This is a genomic window from Pseudohalocynthiibacter sp. F2068, assembly GCF_023015645.1.
GTDB classification, from domain to species: domain Bacteria; phylum Pseudomonadota; class Alphaproteobacteria; order Rhodobacterales; family Rhodobacteraceae; genus Pseudohalocynthiibacter; species Pseudohalocynthiibacter aestuariivivens.
Genome location: NZ_JALKAK010000013.1, coordinates 39259 through 63775 on the forward strand (window position 1 = coordinate 39259; position 24517 = coordinate 63775).

Here is a 24517-nt window from a genome sequence, read left to right on the forward strand (position 1 = left end):
GGATGCTGCTGTGCAACTGAACGAAATGAACTTTGCCGACGCTTTACCAATAGAAGGATACGGTCCGGGCTTTTTTAGGGTCGGCGGGAAGGTCTACAATAACGCCATTCTGGTGATGCCTACCGGGGTAGTGGAATGGCAGGGCTACGACGATTCGGAATCACTGTTGGCGAAAGCCGACGAGATTGACGTGCTGTTCATCGGCACAGGCGCTGAAATAGCCCATATACCCGCACACCTTAGGACGGCGCTTGAAGCTGCAGAGATTGGCGTCGAAACCATGGCCAGCCCGTCTGCCTGCAGAACCTATAATGTTTTGTTGTCAGAAGGCCGTAGAGTCGCAGCCGCGTTACTATGTGTGTGATCGCGCTTTTCGCTGTCGCTTCTTTAGGCTAAGCCCTTACCCATGAGTTTTTCCATTTCCAACCTTGCTTGTGCCCGTGGCGGCATTCCGGTGCTGGAAGGGGTGTCTTTTACGCTGGAAGCAGGGCAAACGCTGCTGTTGCGCGGGCCAAATGGTATTGGAAAAACAACGCTGTTGCGCACAATTGCTGGGCTACAGCCTGCTGCTCACGGATCAATTACACCTGGCGCAGATCAGATCGCATATGCCGCGCACGCAGATGGGTTGAAGGCGACCCTGACTGTCAAAGAAAACCTGCGGTTTTGGGCAGATGTTTTTGGCTGTGATGATATCGAACCCGCGCTTGTCGCGTTCAACTTGACAGAGCTCAGAACGCGACTTGCGCACAACCTGTCTGCTGGCCAGAAACGCCGCCTTGGGCTCGCGCGGCTTTTGGTGACCGGGCGGCCCATTTGGGCACTTGATGAGCCAACGGTTTCGCTTGATCAGGAAAGTGTTGGCTTGTTCGCCACAGCTGTTGCCGCGCATTGCCGGGCAGGGGGCATAACGCTGATTGCGACACATATCGACCTTGGCATTGAAGCCGAGGCTCTGGACCTGACGCAGTTTCGGGCCGATCGGCAGTCAGAAGATCATTTTGATGAGGCGTTTTTATGATCGCGCTTTTGATACGAGATCTGAGACAGGCAACACGCGCAGGCGGCGGCTTTGGTCTGGCGCTGGCTTTCTTCCTGATCGTCACGGTTCTTGTTCCATTTGGCGTAGGTCCTGAGAGTGCGGTCCTGGCGCGCATCGCTCCGGGCGTTTTATGGGTTGGCGCACTTTTGGCCTGCCTGCTTTCGCTTGACCGCATCTTTGCGCTGGATTTCGAGGATGGCTCGCTCGATTTGCTGGCGACTGCGCCAATCCCCATGGAGGCGGTTGTGGTTATCAAGGCATTGGCGCATTGGCTGGTCACTGGGGTGCCGCTGACACTTGCAGCACCTGCGCTTGGGGTCTTGCTGAACCTACCTCAGGGTGGGTATGGCTGGCTTGTCCTGACGCTGGCTCTCGGGACACCGGCACTTTCGATGATTGGCACCTTTGGCGCCGCTTTGACGGTTGGGTTGAAACGCGGTGGGCTGTTGCTTTCGCTGCTTGTTCTTCCACTTTATGTGCCCACATTGATCTTTGGTGCGGAGGCGCTGACCCGTGGCTTAGCCAGTCTAGATAACGCGACACCGCTTCTGATGCTGGCAGGAATTACCTTTGGAGTCATTGCAATCCTACCCTTCGCCGCGGCTGCGGCAATCCGCATCAATTTACGATAGGCCGAATGCGGTTATGATCACCCGCAACAACCAAAAAGAACCATAGGTAAACGCGATGTCGCTTTGGGAATATGCAAATCCGAAAAAGTTCATGCAGACCTCGCAGGTCTTGCTGCCATATTTTGCTGTGCTGGCTGCGGTTTGTCTGGTTATCGGTCTTGTCTGGGGATTTTTCTTTACCACTGACGACTATCGGCAGGGTGCCACAGTCAAAATCATATATCTGCATGTTCCCGCTGCGATGATGGCAATAAATGCCTGGGTGATGATGCTGATCACTTCGCTGGTCTGGCTTGTGCGGCGTCACCATGTGTCTGCTCTGGCGGCAAAGGCGGCAGCGCCGATTGGGCTTGTGATGACTTTGATTGCCTTGATAACAGGTGCGGTCTGGGGACAGCCCATGTGGGGGACATGGTGGGTTTGGGACCCGAGACTTACGTCTTTCCTGATCCTGTTTTTGTTTTACCTTGGCTATATCGCGTTGTGGGAAGCGGTGGAAAACCCTGATACCGCTGCGGACCTTACCTCGATTCTATGTCTTGTTGGGTCCGTTTTTGCGCTGCTTAGCCGTTATGCAGTGAATTTCTGGAATCAGGGGCTGCACCAAGGCGCTTCACTTTCGCTTGATGAAGAAACCAACGTTCATAACGAATATTACCTGCCGTTGCTTTTCTGTATTGCGGGGTTTGTTCTGTTGTTTGTCGCGCTTGTTCTGCTGCGCACACGGACAGAGATACGCTCACGCCGCATACAGGCAATCATGGCACGAGAGAGGCTTGGATGATGCCCGATCTTGGAAAATATGCTTTAGAAGTTTCTGCAGCCTACGGCGCTAGTATTTTGCTTCTGCTGTCACTAGTTCTAATGAGTTGGACAAAAGGGCGTAAAGTACGCCACCAACTTAGAGAATTGGAAAAGAGGCGCGCAAAACGTGACTAAACTGAATCCCCTGATGGTTGCTCCACCGTTGGTTTTCGCTGCGTTCGCGCTGATGTTTTATTTTGGCCTTGGTAAGGATGATAGCCACCCCTCTGCCAGACAGGGAGGGCCTGCTCCTGCTTTGTTTTTAAGCCCTGTTGGACCTGAACCCACCTTTGGTGATGCAGAGTTGCGCGAACCGGGAGTAAAACTGGTAAATGTTTGGGCCAGCTGGTGCACACCTTGCCGCGCTGAGCATCCAATCCTCGTGATGCTGGCCGAAGAAGGCTTGCCGATTTACGGGATCAACCGTGATACGGATGTGGACAAGGCGCTTGATTTTCTGGAGGAGCTTGGCAATCCGTATACTGCGCTTGGCATGGATCAGGGTGCTCGCACCGCGATTGAATGGGGTGCGACAGGGGTGCCGGAGACCTTTATCATCGACAGCGAAGGTATCGTTGTCTTGCGGTTTGCCGGGCCAATCACGCAACGGGTTCTGGAAAGTACGGTTCGACCAGCGATAGAAGCCGCCAAATAGATAGGTTTGAGGTCAAAGGGACGTGATGTTCTGGTTCGCACTTTTCATTGGCGCAATCCTCTTCCTGATTGCAGCGATACATCTCATCTGGGCCTTTCGGATCTGGTGGCCCGGCGGGGACGAAGAAAGCCTCGCGCGCAGCGTTGCAGGATTTCGAAACATCAGAAAGATGCCCAGTGCATTGCAATGTGGCGCCGTATCGTTTGCGATGGTGGGTGCTGCCGCTGCAGTCATTTATCTAGGGGCAGGGTCACCGTTTGGTGGGTCAGTCTGGCTGCAAACGCTTTGTGCGCTTATTGCAGCAGTGTTTCTGACAAGGGGTGTTTTAGGGTTCACGCAGTTTTGGGCGGGCCTTACACCGGAATTTCCATTTCGCACTTTAGACAGAAAATACTATTCGCCACTGTGCATTCTGCTTGGCGTCGGTATTGTTATGATTTTGATCTTGGGGTGACAGAACTTACAGAGCCAGTGCAAGAAGCACAGCAGCTTCCAGCAGGACAATCGGGATCCCGAACTTAATAATGAGGCGATTTTGTGGCACTCTTAGATCTATCATGCCTTTCTATCTAAAGTATAACTCTTAACAAAAATATAGGGGGCGCTCGAAAACGCCCCCCAAAACTGGAAACAATGTGTTTCGTTGAGGATCAGCTTTTGGCCAAATTCCGCAGCACATAGTGCAAAACACCACCATTTTCTATGTATTCGATCTCTACTTCCGTATCGATACGGCATTTCAGCTGTATCTCTTTCGACGATCCGTCGGCATATTTGATTGTTGCAGGAACATTTGAAAGCGGTTTGAGATCGCCGTCTAAACCTGTGATTGTCACAGTTTCGTCACCTTTCAGGCCGAGAGAGGTACGATTGTCTCCACCAGTGAATTCAAACGGGATAACCCCCATTCCGACAAGATTCGAACGGTGAATGCGTTCAAAACTTTCTGCGACCACCGCTTTCACACCCAACAGGGCTGTGCCCTTGGCTGCCCAGTCACGGGAAGACCCTGCACCATATTGTTCGCCAGCGAAAATCACCAGCGGAGTGCCTGCCTCCTGATAGGCCATTGCAGCATCAAAAATCGCTGCTTGTTTCCCATCCGGGCCCTTGGTGTAGCCGCCCTCAACACCATCCAGCATTTCGTTTTTGATACGGATATTGGCAAATGTACCGCGCATCATAACTTCGTGGTTTCCGCGTCGCGATCCGTAAGAGTTGAACTCGCGCACGGGCACTTGCCGGTCAACAAGATACTTCCCGGCCGGTGTCGTGTCCTTAAACGATCCAGCGGGGCTGATGTGGTCGGTTGTGACCATGTCGCCAAGGATTGCCAGGACCTTTGCATCTGTCACGTTTGAGATAGTGCCAGCTTCTTTTGACATGCCCTGAAAGTAAGGCGGGTTTTGCACATAGGTTGATGTGGTGGGCCAGTCATAGGTCAGGCTGTCAGTCGTTTCGACAGATTGCCATTTTTCATCGCCTTTAAAGACGTCGGCATATTTCGACTGGAACGCTTCACGTGTGACGGTTTTTTCAACCAGTTCCGCAATTTCTTGTGTCGTTGGCCAGATGTCTTTCAGGTAGACGTCGTTGCCGTCTTTGTCCTGTGCGATCGGGTCTGACGCAAGATTGATGTCCATCGTGCCAGCAAGCGCATAAGCAACCACAAGCGGCGGAGAGGCAAGATAGTTTGCACGGACATCCGGGCTGATGCGGCCTTCAAAGTTCCGGTTGCCAGAAAGCACAGAGGTTGCCACCAGATCACCTTCGGCAATCGCTTCGGACAGTTCTTTCTGGATCGGGCCAGAGTTGCCGATACAAGTTGTGCAGCCATAGCCAACAAGGTTGAAACCAATGGCGTCCAGATCTTTTTGCAGGTCCGCCGCTTCAAGATAGGCGCTCACGACCTGTGAACCGGGTGCCAGAGAGGTTTTAACCCAAGGTTTACGGCCCAGGCCAAGTGCCGCTGCTTTGCGTGCCACAAGGCCTGCTCCGATCATCACGTAAGGGTTGGAGGTGTTGGTACAAGAGGTGATCGAGGCAATCACAACCTTGCCGGATTCCATCGTGTAATCTTCACCGGCAACAGCAACCTCCTTGCCCATGGGGCGCTTAAAGGTCTCTTCCATTTCTTTTTGGAACGCAGTCTTTGCCTGATCAAGCGCGACATAGTCTTGTGGGCGTTTAGGACCCGAAATCGCAGGTACGATTGTCCCCATATTAAGATGCAGCGTATCCGTGTAAATCGGAGCGTAGTCATCGCCGCGCCAGAAACCGTTTTCTTTTGCATAGGCTTCGACAAGCGCTATCCGGCCCTCGTCGCGGCCAGACGTGCGCAGGTAGCGCAGCGTTTCGTTATCGACCGGGAAGAAGCCACAAGTCGCGCCATACTCGGGCGCCATGTTGGCAATGGTCGCGCGATCTGCCAGCGGCAGGCGATCAAGCCCTTCACCGTAAAACTCGACGAATTTTCCGACAACGCCTTTGGCGCGCAGCATTTCGACAACTTTGAGAACCAGATCAGTGCCTGTTGTGCCTTCGCTCATGTCACCGGTCAGTTCAAATCCGACTACTTCGGGGATCAGCATGGAAATGGGCTGGCCAAGCATTGCAGCCTCAGCCTCAATGCCACCAACACCCCAGCCTAGAACGGCGAGGCCGTTTACCATTGTGGTGTGGCTGTCGGTACCAACGAGCGTGTCAGGGTAGGCAACGTTTTCGCCGTTTTGGTCCACATCGGTCCAGACCGTCTGCGACAGGTATTCGAGGTTCACCTGATGGCAGATACCGGTTCCGGGGGGAACAACACGAAAGTTGTTAAACGCGGACTGGCCCCATTTCAGGAATGTGTAGCGTTCGATGTTACGTTCATATTCGCGGTCAACGTTCATCTGAAACGCGCGGGGGTTGCCGAACTCATCAATCATGACCGAGTGGTCGATCACAAGATCAACCGGGTTCAGCGGGTTGATCTTTTCAGGATCACCACCAAGGCCCATGATTCCGTCGCGCATGGCTGCAAGGTCAACAACGGCAGGAACGCCAGTGAAATCCTGCATCAGAACACGCGCGGGGCGATAGGCGATTTCGCGCGGGTTTTTGCCACCCTGGACTGCCCACTCGCTAAACGCCTTGATGTCATCAACGGAAACGGTTTTGCCGTCTTCAAAGCGAAGCATATTTTCAAGCACCACTTTAAGCGCGGCGGGTAATTTGGAAAAATCGCCAAGTCCGGCCGCCTCGGCGGCAGGGATGGAATAATAGGAAATGCTCTCAGAGCCGACTTTCAATGTTTTGCGGGTTTTAGAACTATCGCGTCCAACGGTGATGGGCATCGTGGCCTCCCTCAAATGATTTCGGGGTATTGTTAAGGCTGGTATTGCCTTAACATTGGCGTTCATTCAAGAGGAGATGTGCACTTTTGTATACTATTGTACACAATTATCACAATCCTCACGCGTTTGTAACAAGAATTAGAGTATTCTCGCAAAACCTTGATTGGTGTTCGGCGCAACTGTGATTTAGCAAGGGGTAAGTACGAAGGAAGAGTAAGCATGAGAAAACAGCTGTTCAGCGCAATTATTGGGTTATGGGTCGCGGTTGCAGGCGGTACGCAAGCGCAATCCGATCCGGTTGTGCTTGAGCTTTACACCTCACAAGGGTGTTCTTCATGCCCACCGGCCGACGCGTTGCTTACATCACTTGCAGACCGGGAGGATGTGATCGCGCTTGCGCTTCATGTTGATTACTGGGACTACATCGGTTGGGTCGATAGTTTCGGAGATCCTGCTTATACCGCGCGACAAAAAGCCTATGCACGCGCTGCAAACAAACGGATGGTTTACACGCCGCAGATGATTGTCGGCGGAAAGGACCATATTGTTGGTCACGAGCCTGAAGAAGTGGCTGCAACGCTGCAGCGACACGCTTCACAAACAAACAATCCGGGCGTTTCTCTGGAACGACGGGGGCAATCATTGAATGTTACTTTGGAGCCTTCCGGCCAGGTGCTTGGACCGCTTGTTGTGCAACTGGTTCGCTATACGCCATCTTCAACAGTTAACATTCGACGCGGAGAGAATGCTGGACGGTCAATCACCTATTCGAATATTGTAACGTCGTGGGAAAATATCCGAAACTGGGATGGCCGCCGGGCACTTTCTTTTCCTGTTCCAGCACTTGGCTCTGACCCGGTCGTCGTGATCGTGCAAAAGGCTAATCATGGGGCGATCGTTGCATCCGCGCGTTTACGCTGAAGCTCTGCATTTATAAAACTTAGCCTTTAAACAGGGGCAGACCGAGTTTCGTTCTACCGTTTCTTGTTAAATAAGTATGCAGGTCAGGACGGTAATTTTGCGATACCTGTGCCAATCATGCTGTCGCGACTCACCAGTTCAGCAAGTTCTTCCTCGGTCATGTTCTCTGTTCCGTCCGGGCGCACAGGTATTACAATATAGCGCATATCTGCAGTTGAATCATGAACCCGAACCGTTGTTTCGGCGGGTAGTTCCAAACCAAACTCAGCCAGAACTTTGCGCGGCTCTTTCACAACGCGTGACCGGTAGGCCCTTGTTTTATACCAATCGGGTGGCAAGCCAAGCAGGTTGCGCGGATAGCAGGAACACAAAGTGCAAACTACGACATTGTGGATATCTTCAGTGTTTTCCAGCGCAATAAGGCGCAACGTGCCGATGTCGAAACCCATTTCACGGCTGGCTCTGGACGCGTTTTCCAGCAACCGTGCCTTAAAGGCTGGATCTACCCAGGCACGTGCAACGACAGCGGCGCCGTTCGCAGGAGACCGGGCATCCATCGTGTCTATCTGAGAGGCAATTTCAGTGGCCGTTGTAACACCCTTTTCGATCAAAAGTTCGCGCATCGCGATCTCCATACACTGCCAATAGGTCAGTGGTTCGTCATTGTCTTTGCGGTACGGGTGCCCCGAAGGGCTCAGGTGGTCATGGTGATCATGGGGCATCATGTGTTTCCGGATATTCTAGCCAATGGGCAAAGATTTCTGCGTCCAGCGTATCGTTCGGGTATTCTGTGTCACTTCCCCAGACTTCAGCCATTGAGAAACGTACCCGGACCAACGGGATTTTTTCGGCAGGCAAGCCATAGGCAAGCTGTTCAGGGTTGCCAAATGCGCCAAGCTTGCGCTCGACAAAGCCAGTTTTTCCCCGCAGATATGCGGGCGCTCGCACATGCCCAGGGGGCATCATGTGTTTTACACGAACACGCTCAGCCATGCGCGGCCTCGCCGTAGGTTTCACCACGCGTTGCGATCTCTTCCATGCGCTCGCCAAGTTCGGTTGGGGTGTAAACCCCGGCCTCTACAAGGTTTTGATTGAGCGAAGCAACCCACCGTTCGTAGTAGCTCATCGTTTCAAATGCGTCTTCGCCCATATCCTCGAGAGCACGGCGCAGGCCATCTACGGTAAAATGTCCCTTGGCAGAGCAAAGCACCATAAGTGCGTCGATACGCTTTTCCCAAAGCGCAAAGTCGTGATCTTCCTTCGGAACCGGCCCAGCGGCCTGTCCCCCCATATCGTGCCAGCGGCGTCCATCATTCTGTTTCATGCAGTAAGGCTAAGCATAGGTTCCGGAACTGTCCAGATCACATTTTGTTCAGATTTCGTTTCTCTCGGCATCTTCTTCGATCGCAATCGTAATCTCCCCGCTGGTGGCAAGTTTCTGGATCTCCGCAATGACAACACTCATTGCCGTTTCCGCAATAGGTTCTTGAACCGCACGCATATCTTCAATCATTGTCCGAAGTTGGTCAGCCATACGTTTCGGCATGTTATCAAGCACATAGTCAACAACCAATCCATCGTCATTTGCCTGGGCAGCCGTCAATGCAGTTGCCAGATCTTTCTGTTCTAGCCCGCGTATAATTTTTGGGATATCGCGCGCATCAATGCGTGACGGAATGTCAGCAAAGGTGAAAATGGCTTTTCGCACTCTGCTTGCAAACTCTGCGTCTGTTTCTTCCAGCCCGACCAAGACATCGTCACGCGTGGTCGAAAAGGAGGAGTTTAATATTGCACTCACGCGCTCCACAGGTTCTTCAGAGAAGATAGAGACCGGACGCGCATCAATTTGGGTGACGACAGATTTTCCAATTCGTTCTAACGCATCTTTAGTGACACCACCTGTCATGGAGATCGCATAGACAATGCGTCGCGCTTTTGGACCTGGAATGAGGCCCAGTAGTTCTGCTGATTTTGCAACGTTTAACTTTGAAAGAATAACAGCACAGACCTCAACGCTTTCTTCAAAAAGGATGGATAAAAGGTCTGAGTTTTTAGTTTCCGCTATACGTTCCCACGGATCGTTTTGGCTATGTGATCCAACTCCACGCCGTAGTCGCCCGGCGGCGACGGGGCTGATTGACCCATCCAATAAGGAAAGAGCACCTTCCAGCCCGCCACTAAACGCCATCCCAACCGATTCCAGTTCTGTCAAGAATTCTTGGAGTACGTCGTGTAGCGTTTTCCTGTCTACCAGACGCAAAGCGCCAATATGTTCTGTCAGGTCGGCCTGAAGCTGTTCCGGCAGTTTTGCTAAGGAAAGTGTCGCCCCCTCACCAAGCAGGAGCCGAACAACGATTGCTGCCTTTTGTTTGCGGGTAAGATTGCTCGCCGTCGTTGGAAAGCTGGGGGCAGGGCCGCCCGAAAGTTCAGGTTGGGGGGGGCTCATGGGGTCTCTCCGGTTCACGTCGCGGTATATTGGCAGCGAAGCGTTAAGAGACCCCTTAAAACGTTTCTAAGTGACCTAGTCCTTGCCGAAGACTCGCGCAAATATCGTATCGACATGTTTGGTATGATAGCCAAGGTCGAATTTGTCTTCGATTTCTTCTGCACTTAGCGCTTTTAGAACATCCGCATCACCCAGTAGCTCTGTCTTGAAATCTTTACCTTCTTCCCAGACTTTCATCGCGTTTCTTTGCACGAGCTTGTAGCTGTCTTCGCGGCTGACACCGGCTTGCGTCAGGGCCAGCAGAACACGCTGAGACATAACCAGGCCACGGAATTTATTCATATTGGCGAGCATGTTGTCGGGATAGATCACCAGCTTGTCTATGACCATGGTCAGGCGCGCGAGTGCGAAGTCGAGCGTAATGGTGGTGTCAGGTCCGATATTGCGTTCAACGGATGAGTGCGAAATATCGCGTTCGTGCCAGAGCGCAACATTCTCCATCGCGGGAACAACCGCCATGCGGACAAGGCGCGCAAGACCGGTAAGGTTTTCGGTCAACACAGGGTTGCGTTTGTGCGGCATCGCGGATGATCCCTTTTGCCCTTTTGAGAAAAACTCCTCGGCCTCAAGCACTTCGGTGCGCTGCATATGGCGGATTTCGATGGAGACATTCTCGATTGAACTCGCAACCACCCCAAGGGCTGCAAAGAACGCCGCGTGACGGTCGCGCGGAATGACCTGAGTTGAAATTGGTTCTGGTTCCAATCCCAGTTTCGCGCAGACGTGTTCTTCTACCGCAGGATCAATATTTGCGAATGTGCCAACAGCACCCGAAATTGCACCCGTCGCAATCTCTTTCCTCGCCTTCTTCAACCGGTTCAGGTTGCGGTCCATCTCTGCATAGAACCGCGCGAAGGTCAGGCCCATTGTTGTTGGTTCGGCATGAATTCCGTGGGACCGGCCGATGCGCACCGTATCCTTGTGCTCATAGGCGCGGCGCTTCAGGGCGGCGAGCAATTTGACCATATCTTCGATCAGAATATCGGTCGCCTTGACAAGCTGCACGTTGAAACAGGTATCCAGCACATCGGAACTGGTCATCCCCTGATGAACAAAACGCGCGTCATCGCTTCCGACATGTTCCGCGAGATGCGTAAGAAAGGCGATAACGTCGTGTTTTGTCACGGCCTCAATCTCGTCGATCCGCGCTACATCAAATTCCACGTCCTTGGCTTTCCAGACGGCGTCAGCATTCGCGCGCGGGATCACACCCAGATCGGCCTGTGCGTCGCAGGCATGTGCCTCGATCTCATACCAGATGCGGAATTTGGTTTCTGGCGACCAGATGGCAACCATTTCAGGGCGGGAATAACGGGGGATCATGTTAAAGGCCTTTTGAATTGAGACAGGGCGCGGGTTCTCTTAGACTGACGCGGTGTCTACAGCAAGCACCCCGGAGGTCCCATGCGGCGCGCTGTCCTTATTTTCTCGATTATTTGGCCTGCGGTTGCCCTTGCCGAAAACTGGGAACCACTTGAAGCAGAAGGTATCAAAAAGGCGCTGATCGACAAAGGCATAACTTATGAGGCCGCAACACAGTATTTTTATGCCTCTGGTCGAACCCTATATAATGCAGGCGCAGATAGTTGGGGATACTGGCGTGTTGAAGAAGACCGCTATTGCTCTCAGTGGCCACCCAGTGACCTTTGGGCATGCTATGATATGGAAATATCTGGTCAGAGTATTCGGTTTCTGGGGGAACATGGGTATATCACTATCGGAGTCCTGGCGGAGTGAGAAGGGGGCCAAAGCAGCTTATGGATTTTTGCGGCTCCTGGTGGTTAGGTCGTGAGATAATCGACCTAAAAACCGGGCTGCGGGGATATATGGATGGAATGGCAACATTTGAACCCGACAGTTCGTCGCTTCGGTACATCGAAGTCGGGCGTTTGGTCTATGCAGGGCAACCTCAATTGCGGGCGTCGCGTCGGTATTGGTGGCAACCACGCCCCGGTGGCATTGATATCTGTTTTGACAATGGGCAATTCTTTCATCGCCTTGATATAACGCAACGCACCACAAAGGCAGAACACGTATGTGCTGAGGATACTTATAACGTATTGTATGACTTTTCGGAGTGGCCAGTCTGGTCAGCCACATGGCATGTTGCCGGACCGCGAAAACTCTACACTATGACATCCAGCTATTACGCCGCAGGTGATATCGGTTAAGGCGTTTTGCCTACGCCGTGGCTAAAGAGGTTTCGATCTCTGAACTGCTTTCAAGCGTTTTGTGCACCGGGCATTTATCAGCAATTTCCAGCAATCTTTGTCGCTGATCATCTGTCAGGTTGCCAGTCAGGTGAATTTTTCGTTGAAAGGTGTCGATCTTAGTGTTGGCGCCATTGCCCGCATCCTGGGCATGAACCTTGTCGTGCGTTACATCCACACTGACGTGTTCCAGCGGCCATTCTTTTCTACGCGCGTACATGCGGATTGTCATCGATGTGCAGGCCCCAAGACCCGCAGCCAGGTAGCCGTAGGGCGACATGCCTTTGTTGGTGCCACCATAGGCTAGTGGTTCATCCGCAACAGTATGATGAAGCGGGCCAGCGTTCACATCCTGCAAGAAACCTTCGGGATCAGCCTCTGCTACGCGAACCACACCCTCAGGGGCACCTATTGGGGGTGCAGGCGGGCGCAGGTCCATGTAGCGGCCTGCCCAAGCTGCGATCACCTCGGCCGCATATTCCGCATCTGCCGAATTGGTTATCAGATGATCCGCATTGTCGAGCGTGACAAAGCTTTTCGGATGACGCGCTGCGGTGAAAATTTGCGTTGCGTTTTCGACGCCAACAATTGTGTCGCGCGGGGCGTGCATAACAAGCAAAGCGCGTTTCAGCCCGGCGATGGCGGGTGCCAGGTTTTCGGCGGCGACATCTTCAACAAACGCGCGCCCGATGCGAAAGGGGCGTCCGCCAAGGTTAACTTCGGCGGTGCCTTCGGCTTGTATTTTCGGCAAGGCATCCGCGAAATTATGCGTGACGTGACCGGGGTCAAACGGTGCACCCAAGGTTACAACAGCTTTTACACTTGGCAGCGAATCTGCAGCACGTAAAACCGCAGCTCCGCCAAGAGAATGACCAATCAACATCCCCGGAGCCATGTCCCGCTCTTTCAGATAGTTGGACGCTGCAACAAGATCAGAAACGTTCGAACTGAACGAGGTATTTTCAAATTCACCTTCCGAATGCCCAAGACCGGTGAAATCAAAGCGCAAGACAGCAATGCCCATTCCCGCGAGCCGCCCTGCAATCCTGCGTGCTGCGGGAATATCTTTTGAGCACGTAAAACAATGTGCAAATAAAGCGGTTCCCAGATGTGGTCCGTCTGGTAGATCCAGCCTGGCGGCAAGTTTAATGCCTGAATGTCCCGTAAAAGTCACGCGCTCGGTCGCCATTGGGATTCCTTTCTATCTGCCCGCACAAATTGGGCTGCAACCGCATTTAACACAAGGTATGTCACGGTTGCGTAACATGAAGGTGAGGGTGTGTGACTGAATTGCGGTTGTCGCCTTTATTGACTATGTCAATGTCATACGCGATTGGCTTTCGTATGATCAGAGGTTTTGAATGTTAAGATTTTTGGGTGTCGCGCTGTGTTTGTCACCAGTTCTGCCTTTGGTACTGGGTCTGACTGGTGGTCTTCATCCAATTGGCGATTCTTTTGCGGTTTTCCGTTGGCATTTCGCCGTTTTGACCGGCCTTGGTGCTTTGATATTATTCACCATGAGCTGGAAATGGCTAAAGGGTGTTGCCGCTGTCTGGTTTGGTGTGGCGATCTTTTTTGGCACAGGTGTCCTTTGGGCCGGGCTCGAACATCGAGTATCGGAAGAGGCAAAATACAGTCTCTACCAGAAAAACCTGTCCTTTCGTTTGGCTGACAAGCAAGCTGTTGTCTCCGATATCTTACAGCATAACCCGGATTTCGTGACGCTTCAGGAGGTCAATGAAGCGAATACCGAAGTGCTGTCAGCATTGGCTGGGCAATATCAAAGCCAACTCACGTGCGGGTTTTTATGGGTGGGGGCCGTTAGCGTTGCGTCGCGCTGGCCGATGGTTGAAGGGAGCGAGCGTTGTATTGAGCGTTTGGGCGCGGTTGCGATACAGGTGATAACCGCTGATGGGCCTCTCTGGCTTGTTTCGGTACACCTGCACTGGCCGTATCCTCATACCCAGGCCCGACAGATTGAACGGCTTCGGCCATTTCTGAATGGGCTTGACGGGAGGGTCGTTGTTGGTGGAGATTTCAACATGGTACCGTGGTCCTACGCCATGCATTCTCTGCTGGATTTAACGGAAACGGAGCGGGCAGGTGCTGTAAGTTACACCTATTCGCTCTTTAATGGTTTTCTTGAATTGCCGATCGATCACGTTTTGGTCCCGGCGACTGAAGGACAGGAAACACGCACACAGCTTCGACCACTTCTTGGGTCGGATCATATGGGCATTTTGGCGCGGTTTAAACTTTAACTACGTTGTTTTAGCTTATGATTTAAAACGATATATTGTTAACTACGTGAGCATTTTCGCTGAACAGGTTTAGCAGGATCAAAGGTTGCTCTGATCTGCTTAAAAATACCCCATCAAGCGCGAGTCAAAGGGATAAGTCGTCAGGTTTTCAAAACCGTCCTCTGTAATCAAGACCTGATCTTCGAGCTTGATTGAAAAATCACCGTCTTCCGGGCTAACCAATGCTTCAGAGCAAAGCACCATCCCGGCCTCCAGTTCATATTCAAAGGCTCCTTCAACGAATTGGTCTGGATAAGCAATCAGGGGCCATTCGTCGCACAACCCGACTCCATGCATTAAACAGCCGTATTTTTGTTTTTGAAACTGTTCGTCAAGCTTGTGACAGTTGTGCGTAAGATCACGCATCTGGACACCTGGTTTCAGCATTTCCATGTTTGTCATGATGTGTTCATGGGCGTGTTGCATGGCGTAAACCATGTCCGGGCGGGGGTCCGCGTCACCGACCCACCAACTGCGCGAAATATCAACACAGATTCCGTAGGAGCCGATCAGGTCAGTGTCAAATGAAAGAATTTCGTTGTTCTGAAGGATACGTGGGCCACATTCCTGAAACCACGGGTTGGTGCGTGGACCCGTGGACAGAAGCCGGGTTTCGATCCATTCGCCGCCCCGCTTGATGTTTTCAGCATGAAGGACAGCCCAGATTTCATCTTCGCTCATTCCGGGTTCACAAGCGCGTTCCATCTCTGCCACAGCATTTTCACAGGCGATCGAGGCGCAGCGCATTGCCAGAATCTCGTCCGGGCCTTTGACTGAGCGGGCCTTTTCGGTCAGTTCCTCGCCTTCCATGACTTCAAACCCCTGTGCAACAAGGGCGCGGTTTCCGTGAATTGTCGGTTTGTCGACACCAAGCCGCATGTTTCCGCAGGAATGTTTTTCGATCAGAATACGCACTTCGTTTGAAAAGGCATCAGCCGCCACATCCACCTTGTCGCCCCGGTCAAAGTAAAACAGGTCCGCGCCAGAGCGCTGCTCGCGCACCAATGGGTTGAATTTGCTGAGGAAAGGGGAATTCTTGTAGTCCCAGATCACCATATACCCATCCGCGCAAACCAGCACCGCACGAAAGGAATTATGTGTATTCCAAAGCTGCATATTAGTGCTGTCGGTTGCGTAGCGGATGTTCATCGGATCAAACATCAAAACGCCGCCGTAGTCTCGGGCATTGATGTGGCTTACCAATCGTTGGAGCCTGTAAGCACGCATCTTTTCAAGGTTGGGCAGAACAAGTTCCGCTGCTTCCCATTCGCGAAAGGCAAGTTGCGTCGGCCCAATTTCGACCCGGTCATTGTCATTTGGAGAACCGTCAGGCAGTTTGTCGCCGCGTGTTGGGTCGATCTTTCTTCTTTCGCGATAATGCGTGTTCATAGCTTTGGCTCCGTCGGTGCTGGCAAAACGATGAAATGCTTTCCCCGCATTGTCCTGCCTGAAACCGACCAAAACAGGGGTCGGTTTTGGTATAATAGGGCAGTTTTTGATGGAAGAAGACGAATTGGTTTTACAGGAAAGACTTCCATTTGCGCCTTGGCTTGATGCGCGAGCGCGCAAATTGCCGGGCATTATGCCGCTCGAGCGCCCTGTTTGGCTGACGATCGACGAGGCTTACAAAGGGCAACTGAAGCTAAAAGAAAAACTGTTGAAACACCGTTTTGATGAAGTTCATGCTGTATCAACCTCGGCGATGCCTGCAGCGCGAGAATTGCTGGATGTTGTCGTTTCTGAATTGTCAAAAATATCCGGTTTTGAAGTCGGGGATAGGTTTGTTATCCGACCGGATGGCGCCCGCGTCGATTGTTTAAAAGAACAACCGCTTGTGACATTGAGCAAACTTGTTCAGGAAGATTTTGTTATCCTTGAAAAACAGGACGACGAACATGTCATAACAGGCGCACTTTTGTGTTTTCCAGCCAGTTGGACCTTGTCACAGAAATTCCTGAAGCCTCTGGTCGCGGTTCATCAACCTGTCGAGTCGTATGACACAAACATCGCCAAACGTGTGCAGCGTCTTTTTGACGGCATAAAGGTTGGTCGCCCGATCTGGCGTGCAAATGCATTACACTATCATGATCCGGCCCTTTTTCAGCCGCGACTTGAAGAAGCTCCGAGGCAAAGGCCGAAAGGGCGTGCAAAGTATCTGCGTTCGGAACGGCAGACATTGGTGCGTCTACCCAAAACAAATACAGTTGTTTTCGCGATCCACACCTGCCTTGTTCGGTATGAGAACCTTACGCAGGAACAGAAAAACGGCTTACTCTGCTTTCAGATTGACGAGGTAGGCATATGAGCAAAGTACAAGAGCAGTATGAGGTCTTTCCGTACCCTGAACGTGACCCAAAAGATGAAAAAAAGCGGCTCGTTACCGGTTCACCTTCGCATCCGCTGGAAATTGATCATTTCGTATTTGGGGGCAAGCGTGATTGGTCAAAACCGCTGCGTGCGCTGGTTGCGGGGGGTGGCACAGGGGATGCGCTGATCCAGTTGGCGCAGGTGCTGAGTTCTGTAAACCGCCCTTATGAAATCACCTATATTGATCTCTCGTCTGCGTCACGCCAGATTGCTGAAAAACGTGCAGGCATCAGAGGTTTGAAAAACATCAATTTCGTGACCGGTAGCCTACTCGACGTGGCTGAGTTTGGCTTGTTTGACTATATTGATTGCTGTGGTGTTTTGCATCACTTGCCCGAACCCCAGCTTGGGTTTGATGCCCTGGCAGCCGCGCTCGCGCCAAGGGGCGGGTTGGGTTTTATGGTTTATGCACCTTACGGGCGAAACGGGGTTTATCCGCTGCAGGAAGCCTTTAGTCAGCTGCTTGATGGTTTGTCTCCTGAAAACCAATTGGCGCAGGCAAAAAAAATATTCCGTGCACTGCCAGACGGACATCCGTTTAAGCGTAATCCACATCTTGATGATCACAATCAAAGTGATGCGGGGTTCTTTGATTTGTTGCTTCATAGTCAGGACCGCCCCTATACCGTGAGGGATATAACTGAAGCGCTGAACCATGCCGGGTTGGGTTTGGTATCATTCACCCAGCCAGCGCTTTACGATCCGTCGCCATTGTTGCCGGATGGTTGCTTGGCGCCAGAAGATAGAACCGACGCGATGGAGATTGCGGAAAAACTGCGTGGGACAATAAAAACCCATGTCGGTTATGCGACCCGGATCGCCCAAGCGCCTGATGCGCTCGCAAAACACAGTGATCCCAACCAGATTCCACATATGAAAGGGGTGAATCCGCAGGCGCTGGCACGTGAAGTGGCGTCTAATGGGCAGCTTCGTGTGGTTTTGGGTGCCGATAAAACCATTCTGAAAATTCCAAAGAACGCCGCACCATTGCTGGCACAGGTAGACGGTCGGAAATCCTTGGGTTTGATCGCAAAAACAGTGGAGCTGGATCAATTCAGTTTCAACGCGCAGTGGGGACCTGCGGCCAAGGCATTGGCAGGATATGGGCTTTTGCTTTATTCCCGGTTGCTTGTTTGACTTTAGACAGTCTTTCTATCCGGCTTGCTGATTTCGAGGACGTGTCAGGGTTCTAAACTGACCCGAAGGGCAGCCGGCTTAACAGTGTATTGCCCTCTGGGTTGTCTTCCACCGTTCCATCATCGAACAAGGGCTTGCGAGGATCGCCCCGAAAAACAATTTTTAGCAAAGCTTCCTGTGTCATGACCTGTGCAGGCCTCTTAAAGGTCACTGCAGATCTCGGGGCCAAGCTTTCCGGTCGTTGAGACCGGTCTTTTTTGATTGGTTTTGGTTTTGGTTTTTGGGTGTGTAAATAGGTAAGTTCTACAATGCCGTTCGGATGATCGTCATCAGGGGCGATATGGTTCACACGCACCTGATTCTTTTTATCACGTCCGAAACACTCACCGTCTGGCATTATTTCGCCTGTGTTTCGGTGGTACGCCATGAATTCGCTCAGATGTTCAAAAGCTTTCTCAAATGGCAGGAAGGTTTCATTATAAACCAGCGGTTTGCCGATAAATTGTGAAATATGATCGACACGAAATCCTGCAAGCAATGTGTCGTCCAGCTTTTCACCACTTGAAAACGGTTTTGGATGGACATAAAGCGCCAGCGGAAAATCAATATCACGCATCGACAGAAATTGTTGTGGGCAGAACATCTGTTTTGATTGGTGCCACAGAACCGCGTCAGGCTTATTGAAAGAAATGAGCGACGTAACGGCGTTTTGGCAGAGGTTCAGCTTTGTTTGAAAAGTTTCCGAAGTATTATTTTCGGAAGGCGAAGGGGTTTCACTGATCTGCGGTGCGCAATCCTGCCCGTCCCAGACCGTTACGGATATGTGCTTAGTATGGCCACTTATGATTGCTGTCATCTCAGCATGGCTCAGGGATGTCACTGGGGAGTTCAGAACATCGCTGAATTTTTCGGCAGTAAGCGGCTGGTCTTCATCACGAATCCGGATTGAAAACTCACCGTTAGAGTATACGGCGTAGACACCCGTTTCAATTTCGGTCGTTTCAAATTGAAGCTTTGTCTCGGAAAGATGCGCGTTTAACAAAGCATTGAGTTGTTTAAAATTCACGGGCTCCAAGCTGTGATACAAAAGAGCCGCTTCTATTTTATCTGGGCAATTCAAGGTCATGGGCAGTCTGCCTTAAGATGTTTCAACCTCAACCTAGGGGCGAAATAGGCCGGAAATCAGGCAGATTGCAGGAATTCCAAAGGCAAAAGAAAAAGGGCGCCCAACTGAGCGCCCTTTCTAATCTGTCTTGAGATGGGGCAAGGCCCACCAAAGTTAGCAGCTGTAATACATCTTGAATTCAACGGGATGCGGTGTGTGCTCGTAAGCGTAAACCTCTTCCCATTTCAGTGCGATGTAGCCATCGATCTGGTCCTTGGTGAACACGTCACCGGCCAAAAGAAAGTCATGGTCTGCCTCGAGGCTGTCCAGTGCTTCGCGCAGGGAGGCACAAACAGTTGGGATTTCAGCCAGCTCTTCAGGTGGCAGATCATATAGGTCTTTGTCTGATGCCGGGCCCGGATCAATCTTGTTTTTGATACCGTCAAGGCCAGCCATCAGCAACGCGGCAAAGCAAAGGTATGGGTTAGCTGCCGGATCAGGGAAGCGTGCTTCTACACGTTTTGCTTTCGGGCTTTCTGTCCATGGAATACGTACGCAACCAGACCGGTTACGTGCAGAGTAGGCCCGCAGAACAGGGGCTTCAAAGCCGGGGATCAGGCGTTTGTAGCTGTTTGTCGACGGGTTGGTGAACGCGTTCAGTGTTTTCGCGTGTTTCAGGATACCGCCAATGAACCAAAGTGCTTCACTTGAAAGATCAGCATATTTATCGCCAGAGAACAGCGGCTTGCCGTCTTTCCAGATTGACATGTTCACGTGCATCCCGGTGCCGTTGTCGCCAGAGATCGGCTTTGGCATGAAAGTCGCCGATTTACCGTAGGCATGTGCAACGTTGTGGATGATGTATTTGTACTTCTGAAGCTCGTCTGCCTGATGGGTCAGTGTGCCAAAGATCAGCCCAAGCTCGTGCTGACAAGACGCAACCTCGTGGTGGTGCTTGTCAACTTTCATCCCGATGCGTTTCATGGTGGACAGCATTTCAGACCGGATGTCTTGTGCGTCGTCAATCGGATTAACCGGGAAATAGCCACCTTTGATACCGGGGCGATGGCCCATATTGCCCATTTCGTACTGGGTGTCTGTGTTCCATGACGCGTCCTGGGCGTCGATCTCGTAAGATACCTTGTTCATCTCAACGCTATAGCGCACGTCATCGAACAGGAAGAACTCAGCTTCCGGGCCCATGTAGGCGACATCACCGATACCTGTTGATTTCAGATAAGCTTCGGCTTTTTGCGCTGTTCCGCGCGGGTCACGCTCGTAAGGCTCGCCCGTGTCTGGCTCGACAACGGAACAATGCACAGCGAGTGTTTTTTCCGCATAGAAAGGGTCGATATATGCAGACGATGGATCAAGCATCAGTTTCATGTCAGACGCTTCGATTGACTTCCAGCCAGCGATGGAAGAGCCGTCAAACATGAAGCCTTCTTCCAGAAAATCCTCATCAACCAGATCCGCGATAACGGTTACATGTTGAAGCTTGCCGCGCGGGTCTGTGAACCGCACGTCGACATATTCAACATCTTCATCTTTTATCAGCTTAAGAACGTCAGCGTTGTTCATAAGGGTTTCCTTTTCTTTCGTGTGTTCGTTGAAGCGGAAATATCCGCAGAGTTACAATGCGTCTTCGCCTGCTTCACCGGTCCGGATACGGATGGCCTGCTCGACAGGGGAAACAAAGATTTTGCCATCGCCGATCTTGTCGGTCTTGGCGGCGGCGATAATAGCTTCGATCGCGCCATCCACCTGATCATCGGCCAGCACGATCTCGATTTTAACTTTGGGCAGAAAGTCGACGACATATTCGGCACCACGGTAAAGTTCCGTGTGGCCTTTCTGGCGGCCAAAGCCCTTGACCTCAATCACCGACAGCCCCTGAACGCCGACGTCTTGCAGCGCTTCTTTGACTTCGTCCAGTTTGAACGGTTTGATGATGGCTTCGATCTTCTTCACGGTCGCGACTCCATTTAATGCTTCAGGGGCGTCAGACCACTTTCAATGAGGCGCGACAATTGGCTAAGATGGCGCAGGTGCAGGCATTTGAATGATTTTAAGGCAAATGCATAAAAAATAAACAAATTGCACAATTGTTGTGCAGTTTATGAAAAGGGCCAAAGAGCCATGACAGAATTGCTGACCGCCGCGCAAATGCGAGAGATCGAACAGGCCGCAATCGCCTCGGGCGAAGTGACAGGGCTAGAGCTGATGGAACACGCCGGGCGCGGCGTGGTCGAGGCGATATTCGAGGAATGGCCAGAGCTTGCGAAAACCTCACACAAAGCGGTGGTATTGTGCGGCCCCGGCAACAACGGTGGCGACGGGTTTGTCGTCGCGCGCCTGTTGAAGGAATGGGGCTGGGAGGTGGAGGTTTTCCTTTACGGAGATCCCGAAAAACTGCCGCCGGATGCGAAGGTGAATTGTGCGCGGTGGTTGGAGATGGGGGAGGTCGGTACATTTGAAGAAGCGCCAAAATACACGCATGAAGCGGATATTTTTGTGGACGGTTTGTTTGGCACTGGCTTGCAACGCCCGCTTGAAGGAGCGGTTTTCGACTGGGCAGCAGATCGCACGGCTGACCCGTACGTTGCGGCTAGAACTGTTGCCATAGATATCCCTTCAGGGCTTTGTAGCGATAGCGGTCGTGAGCTGAACTTGAGTACGGAAACCGTTCTTGCCGGGCTAACAGTATCGTTTCACACGCCGAAGTTGGGTCACTACCTAGCTTGGGGGTCATTCAAATCTGGTAAGACAGTTGTGGCTGATATTGGATTGCGCCACATCGTTACAAGCGAAACCGCCGTATTGAACGAGATGCGAGATGGCGGCATCCTGGGTAAGGCGACGTTGGCACACAAATATTCGGAAGGCCACGCGCTGATCCTCTCAGGTGGTTCCGGTAAAACCGGAGCGGCACGTATGGCGGCGAGGGGAGCTTTGCGTATTGGGGCAGGATTGGTGACGGTCGGTAGCCCGCCAGAAGCTCTGCAGGAAAACGCCAGTCATCTGACCGCGATTATGCTGAAACTTATCGCGGATGCTGAAGGTTTGGCGGAGGTTCTGGAAGACAAGCGTCTGAACGCGCTTTGCCTTGGGCCCGGTTTGGGGACGGGCGAGGCGCAGGCGGCGCTTGTTGCGACAGCGTTGAAACCAAATCCCCCGGGTCGTGAACGATCCGGGATGCGACCGACCCGCCCCCAAGGGCGGGCGCATTCTGCACCCACCCCCGGGCCGGACGCATCATTGCCCTTGCGTTCGATCGTTCTGGATGCTGATGCGCTGACGCTTATCGCGGGCGATGCTACTCTTTTCTCTGCACTGCATGACCAATGTGTCCTCACCCCACATGCCGGTGAATTCGCGCGTCTGTTCCCGGATATTGCTGAGAAACTGAACGCTCCGGCGACCAAAGGTCCGGCCTATTCCAAGGTCGATGCGACGCGCGAGGCCGCAAAACGGGCAGGGTGCGTGGTGCTGTTCAAAGGGCCGGACACGGTGATTGCAGACCCGTCGGGGCGTTGTTCCATTAATTCAGCCCACTACGAACGCGCGGCCCCATGGCTCGCCACAGCCGGGTCAGGGGATGTGCTGGCCGGGTTCATCACCGGGTTGCTCGCCCGCGGATTTGCTCCAATGGAAGCCGCAGAAACCGCCGCCTGGCTGCATGTGGAATGTGCGCGCAGTTTTGGCCCCGGTCTGATTGCGGAGGATTTGCCCGAAGAACTGCCAAAGGTGTTTCGCGCGCTTGAGATCGACAAAACCTAGATCGAGAGCACTGCACTTTCCCAAGCTTTCAGGGAAGGTCGCGCAGAAGGCCCGTAAGCGACGAACTCAGGGAACAGCGCGTAAAATTCTTCCTGCGTGTCTTGGGAAAATGCGCCAAGATTGTTTGGCGCAGGGTGGTAGCTTTCGCTTGGTAACCCGTCTGAAAATACGATCTGATGCCGTTCAAACAAAATGTGGATGTACGATATGCCGTTCTCGGGCGTGATGCGCCTAATTGTTTGGTCATTGATCTGGTGCTTCGCCGGCACCAGAAGTTCACTTTCGCCGTAGAAATATTCGGCCCGCCAATCATCCAGCAACACGCGGTGTTGTGGTGAAACAACCATGTCACGCGATGGGCGGTTTGGGCCAAGGCTGCCCTTTCGGATCATAACCGGTCGCAGTTGCGGCGCGATATGCAGATCCAACGCAGACAGTTGCAAGCAACCTCTCCAGAGAACCTGCTGCGGGCCGTCGTCACGCGTAAGCAGCCAGTCGCCGGTGGCAACTGTTTCGACAGGAACTGGACCATCAGGTGCGTCAAGCATTGTGCCGGGTGTAAAGCATGGTACCGCCAGATTAGTCTCATTGACCGCACCACCCGCGTTTCCTTCGCTGGCGTCGTCAATCAGCAAGGAGACATTGCCGGGGGGAACACCATTGGGTCCAAACCATGCGACACCTTCGATGGTTGCATAGGATGGATAGCTGTCGCGCACATTGAACCCCAGCCCTTCATAAGTGACGCCGTCGTAGGTTGCGGTAAACTTGTACTCGGCCTCAACGCGCGTGTTTGCGGCATAGGTCACGCCATTCAGCGTTGTTTCGGACTGAAGCCTTTGTGAGCCATCATTGTCCGCAAAGAAACCTTCGTTATCGTCGATCACGATAGGCTGATAAGTATTGTCGTTTATTGTCAGGGTTTTTCCAACCAGATGCGAGCCATCACCCTGCGTGATACCGTCAAGCTGCCCTGACGAGAGCGTTATATTATCGTCGGGCAGAACCCATACGGTGTATTGCGGCATCGTGTTTCCCGATTGAAACAAAATAGAACATTCCCGACAAGCTTATGAACTTCAAGCTGCCAAGGGTCCAATCTGAAATTTATTACCATAATCCCGATTAAGAAAGACCTTCGGATGAATGGGAGAATTTAGCAGAGTGAGGTGTTGTAAAAAGAGTTGCGGAGGGGTCTTCCCTCTGGTCTGTGGCTTTGTTAGAAGGCGGGCAGAATCTTGGGCAGACTTTGCTGTTCCATGTGCGGGTGTGGCGGAATTGGTAGACGCACCAGATTTAGGTTCTGGCGCCGTGAGGCGTGGGGGTTCAAGTCCCTTCACCCGCACCATTTTCTTTCAAATGATTGACCGATGATATCTTACCGATAGGATAGTTTGGCATTTGTTGAGGAAATCGAAATGACCGGACTGACGCCTGCAAACGAAAATCCTTGGCATGTTCTGGCGACAATAAAAGGTGCGTTCGAAAGAGGCACCCCGAATTCGGATGTTGTGGCAATACGAGAAAATTCTGCGACAAATTCCGCACTTTCCCATGCCGCCAAATCGCTTGCGCCGGCGATAATAAGTTTGTTCAACAATCTGCACTTCACGAATGGCACCTATACGCGCCATTCCTTGACCGAACAGCACTTCAACCTGCCGTAATTTAGCAATAATTTCTTTAGGCTTGCGGCGTTTTTTTCCGTCTTTGATCCTCT

26 protein-coding genes, 1 tRNA gene and 1 pseudogene are annotated in these 24517 nt (G+C 52.3%); 15 read left to right on the top strand and 13 right to left on the bottom strand.

The genetic code is table 11. The features are described from left to right. The first annotated feature begins 10 nt into the window (after positions 1-10). From MWU63_RS14845 to MWU63_RS14875, 7 genes are read left to right on the top strand one after another with little or no spacing between them, the layout of a single operon-like run. Complete coding sequence (locus MWU63_RS14845; protein WP_213890779.1) at positions 11-364, top strand: Mth938-like domain-containing protein; 354 nt, start codon at positions 11-13, stop codon at positions 362-364. A 42-nt stretch (positions 365-406) separates the two neighbouring features. After that, the gene (gene ccmA / locus MWU63_RS14850; protein WP_213890780.1) at positions 407-1021 is read left to right on the top strand and encodes a heme ABC exporter ATP-binding protein CcmA; all 615 of its coding nucleotides are present in this window, start codon (positions 407-409) and stop codon (positions 1019-1021) included. After that, positions 1018-1674: a heme exporter protein CcmB gene (gene ccmB / locus MWU63_RS14855; protein WP_213890781.1), complete on the top strand. Its 657-nt coding sequence runs from the start codon at positions 1018-1020 to the stop codon at positions 1672-1674. The genes ccmA and ccmB overlap by 4 nt, the downstream gene beginning before the upstream one ends. Positions 1675-1729: 55 nt before the next feature. After that, a complete protein-coding gene (locus MWU63_RS14860) occupies positions 1730-2458 on the top strand; it encodes a heme ABC transporter permease (protein ID WP_213890782.1) in 729 nt (242 codons plus the stop codon). Then, positions 2458-2613 (top strand): heme exporter protein CcmD, encoded by a 156-nt coding sequence (gene ccmD, locus MWU63_RS14865; protein WP_343229478.1) that lies wholly within the window; start codon positions 2458-2460, stop codon positions 2611-2613. The genes MWU63_RS14860 and ccmD overlap by 1 nt, the downstream gene beginning before the upstream one ends. Then, positions 2606-3133 (top strand): DsbE family thiol:disulfide interchange protein, encoded by a 528-nt coding sequence (locus MWU63_RS14870; RefSeq protein ID WP_213890784.1) that lies wholly within the window; start codon positions 2606-2608, stop codon positions 3131-3133. Before ccmD ends, MWU63_RS14870 begins: the two co-directional genes overlap by 8 nt. Positions 3134-3158: 25 nt before the next feature. Continuing rightward, positions 3159-3587, top strand: a complete 429-nt coding sequence (locus tag MWU63_RS14875) for a DUF3995 domain-containing protein (protein WP_213890785.1) — start codon at positions 3159-3161, stop codon at positions 3585-3587. 196 nt (positions 3588-3783) lie between these two features. Here the strand turns inward: MWU63_RS14875 and acnA are convergent, their stop codons facing one another. After that, positions 3784-6471 carry an aconitate hydratase AcnA gene (gene acnA, locus MWU63_RS14880; RefSeq protein WP_213890786.1) on the bottom strand — a complete coding sequence of 896 codons (2688 nt, stop codon included), beginning with the start codon at positions 6469-6471 and terminating at the stop codon, positions 3784-3786. 219 nt (positions 6472-6690) lie between these two features. Between acnA and MWU63_RS14885 the strand changes: the two genes are divergently transcribed. After that, the gene (locus MWU63_RS14885) at positions 6691-7392 is read left to right on the top strand and encodes a DUF1223 domain-containing protein (RefSeq protein ID WP_213890787.1); all 702 of its coding nucleotides are present in this window, start codon (positions 6691-6693) and stop codon (positions 7390-7392) included. Between the two features lie 83 nt (positions 7393-7475). Here the strand turns inward: MWU63_RS14885 and nthA are convergent, their stop codons facing one another. The 5 genes from nthA to purB all read right to left on the bottom strand — a co-directional run bounded on the left by nthA (position 7476) and on the right by purB (position 11221). Continuing rightward, positions 7476-8114, bottom strand: a complete 639-nt coding sequence (gene nthA / locus MWU63_RS14890; RefSeq protein WP_213890788.1) for a nitrile hydratase subunit alpha — start codon at positions 8112-8114, stop codon at positions 7476-7478. Then, positions 8104-8385: an SH3-like domain-containing protein gene (locus tag MWU63_RS20485; RefSeq protein WP_213890789.1), complete on the bottom strand. Its 282-nt coding sequence runs from the start codon at positions 8383-8385 to the stop codon at positions 8104-8106. Before MWU63_RS20485 ends, nthA begins: the two co-directional genes overlap by 11 nt. Further along, positions 8378-8716 carry a ScnB-like protein gene (locus MWU63_RS20490; protein ID WP_343229476.1) on the bottom strand — a complete coding sequence of 113 codons (339 nt, stop codon included), beginning with the start codon at positions 8714-8716 and terminating at the stop codon, positions 8378-8380. The genes MWU63_RS20485 and MWU63_RS20490 overlap by 8 nt, the downstream gene beginning before the upstream one ends. Before the next feature lie 48 nt (positions 8717-8764). Further along, complete coding sequence (locus MWU63_RS14900) at positions 8765-9838, bottom strand: FliG C-terminal domain-containing protein (protein ID WP_213890790.1); 1074 nt, start codon at positions 9836-9838, stop codon at positions 8765-8767. 75 nt (positions 9839-9913) lie between these two features. Next, the gene (gene purB, locus MWU63_RS14905) at positions 9914-11221 is read right to left on the bottom strand and encodes an adenylosuccinate lyase (protein ID WP_247078540.1); all 1308 of its coding nucleotides are present in this window, start codon (positions 11219-11221) and stop codon (positions 9914-9916) included. Between the two features lie 81 nt (positions 11222-11302). On the opposite strand from purB, the gene MWU63_RS14910 reads away from it, so the two are divergent. After that, on the top strand, positions 11303-11635 hold the full coding sequence (locus MWU63_RS14910) for a hypothetical protein (protein WP_213890792.1): 333 nt from the start codon (positions 11303-11305) through the stop codon (positions 11633-11635). 20 nt (positions 11636-11655) lie between these two features. Further along, positions 11656-12069, top strand: a complete 414-nt coding sequence (locus MWU63_RS14915; protein WP_213890793.1) for a DUF6314 family protein — start codon at positions 11656-11658, stop codon at positions 12067-12069. Positions 12070-12079: 10 nt separating this feature from the next. Here the strand turns inward: MWU63_RS14915 and MWU63_RS14920 are convergent, their stop codons facing one another. After that, positions 12080-13297, bottom strand: coding sequence for a bifunctional alpha/beta hydrolase/OsmC family protein (locus tag MWU63_RS14920; RefSeq protein WP_247078542.1), 1218 nt, complete (start codon positions 13295-13297; stop codon positions 12080-12082). Between the two features lie 172 nt (positions 13298-13469). On the opposite strand from MWU63_RS14920, the gene MWU63_RS14925 reads away from it, so the two are divergent. Next, entirely contained in the window at positions 13470-14369 is a 900-nt protein-coding gene (locus tag MWU63_RS14925) for an endonuclease/exonuclease/phosphatase family protein (protein ID WP_213890795.1), read from the top strand. A 99-nt stretch (positions 14370-14468) separates the two neighbouring features. Here the strand turns inward: MWU63_RS14925 and dddP are convergent, their stop codons facing one another. Beyond that, the gene (gene dddP / locus MWU63_RS14930; RefSeq protein WP_213890796.1) at positions 14469-15797 is read right to left on the bottom strand and encodes a dimethylsulfonioproprionate lyase DddP; all 1329 of its coding nucleotides are present in this window, start codon (positions 15795-15797) and stop codon (positions 14469-14471) included. 109 nt (positions 15798-15906) lie between these two features. Here dddP and MWU63_RS14935 point away from each other — a divergent pair, with 109 nt between their 5' ends. Beyond that, the gene (locus MWU63_RS14935) at positions 15907-16713 is read left to right on the top strand and encodes a DUF3445 domain-containing protein (protein ID WP_246531821.1); all 807 of its coding nucleotides are present in this window, start codon (positions 15907-15909) and stop codon (positions 16711-16713) included. Next, positions 16710-17912 carry a class I SAM-dependent methyltransferase gene (locus tag MWU63_RS14940; RefSeq protein WP_247078550.1) on the top strand — a complete coding sequence of 401 codons (1203 nt, stop codon included), beginning with the start codon at positions 16710-16712 and terminating at the stop codon, positions 17910-17912. The genes MWU63_RS14935 and MWU63_RS14940 overlap by 4 nt, the downstream gene beginning before the upstream one ends. Positions 17913-17964: 52 nt before the next feature. Here the strand turns inward: MWU63_RS14940 and MWU63_RS14945 are convergent, their stop codons facing one another. From MWU63_RS14945 to MWU63_RS14955, 3 genes are all read right to left on the bottom strand, one after another. Continuing rightward, positions 17965-19038: a hypothetical protein gene (locus MWU63_RS14945; protein WP_213890798.1), complete on the bottom strand. Its 1074-nt coding sequence runs from the start codon at positions 19036-19038 to the stop codon at positions 17965-17967. Between the two features lie 153 nt (positions 19039-19191). Next, positions 19192-20598, bottom strand: a complete 1407-nt coding sequence (glnA, locus tag MWU63_RS14950; protein ID WP_213890799.1) for a type I glutamate--ammonia ligase — start codon at positions 20596-20598, stop codon at positions 19192-19194. Between the two features lie 51 nt (positions 20599-20649). Next, complete coding sequence (locus MWU63_RS14955; RefSeq protein ID WP_213890800.1) at positions 20650-20988, bottom strand: P-II family nitrogen regulator; 339 nt, start codon at positions 20986-20988, stop codon at positions 20650-20652. Positions 20989-21156: 168 nt separating this feature from the next. Between MWU63_RS14955 and MWU63_RS14960 the strand changes: the two genes are divergently transcribed. Further along, positions 21157-22797, top strand: a complete 1641-nt coding sequence (locus MWU63_RS14960; protein WP_213890801.1) for an NAD(P)H-hydrate epimerase — start codon at positions 21157-21159, stop codon at positions 22795-22797. Here the strand turns inward: MWU63_RS14960 and MWU63_RS14965 are convergent. After that, positions 22794-23825, bottom strand: coding sequence for a Hint domain-containing protein (locus MWU63_RS14965; protein WP_247078552.1), 1032 nt, complete (start codon positions 23823-23825; stop codon positions 22794-22796). The genes MWU63_RS14960 and MWU63_RS14965 overlap by 4 nt on opposite strands. A gap of 235 nt (positions 23826-24060) precedes the next feature. On the opposite strand from MWU63_RS14965, the gene MWU63_RS14970 reads away from it, so the two are divergent. Continuing rightward, positions 24061-24145: transfer RNA gene (locus tag MWU63_RS14970), tRNA-Leu, on the top strand. Between the two features lie 202 nt (positions 24146-24347). Here the strand turns inward: MWU63_RS14970 and MWU63_RS14975 are convergent. Then, positions 24348-24512: pseudogene (locus tag MWU63_RS14975) on the bottom strand (IS3 family transposase); the annotation flags it as partial. Between the last annotated feature and the right edge of the window lie 5 nt (positions 24513-24517).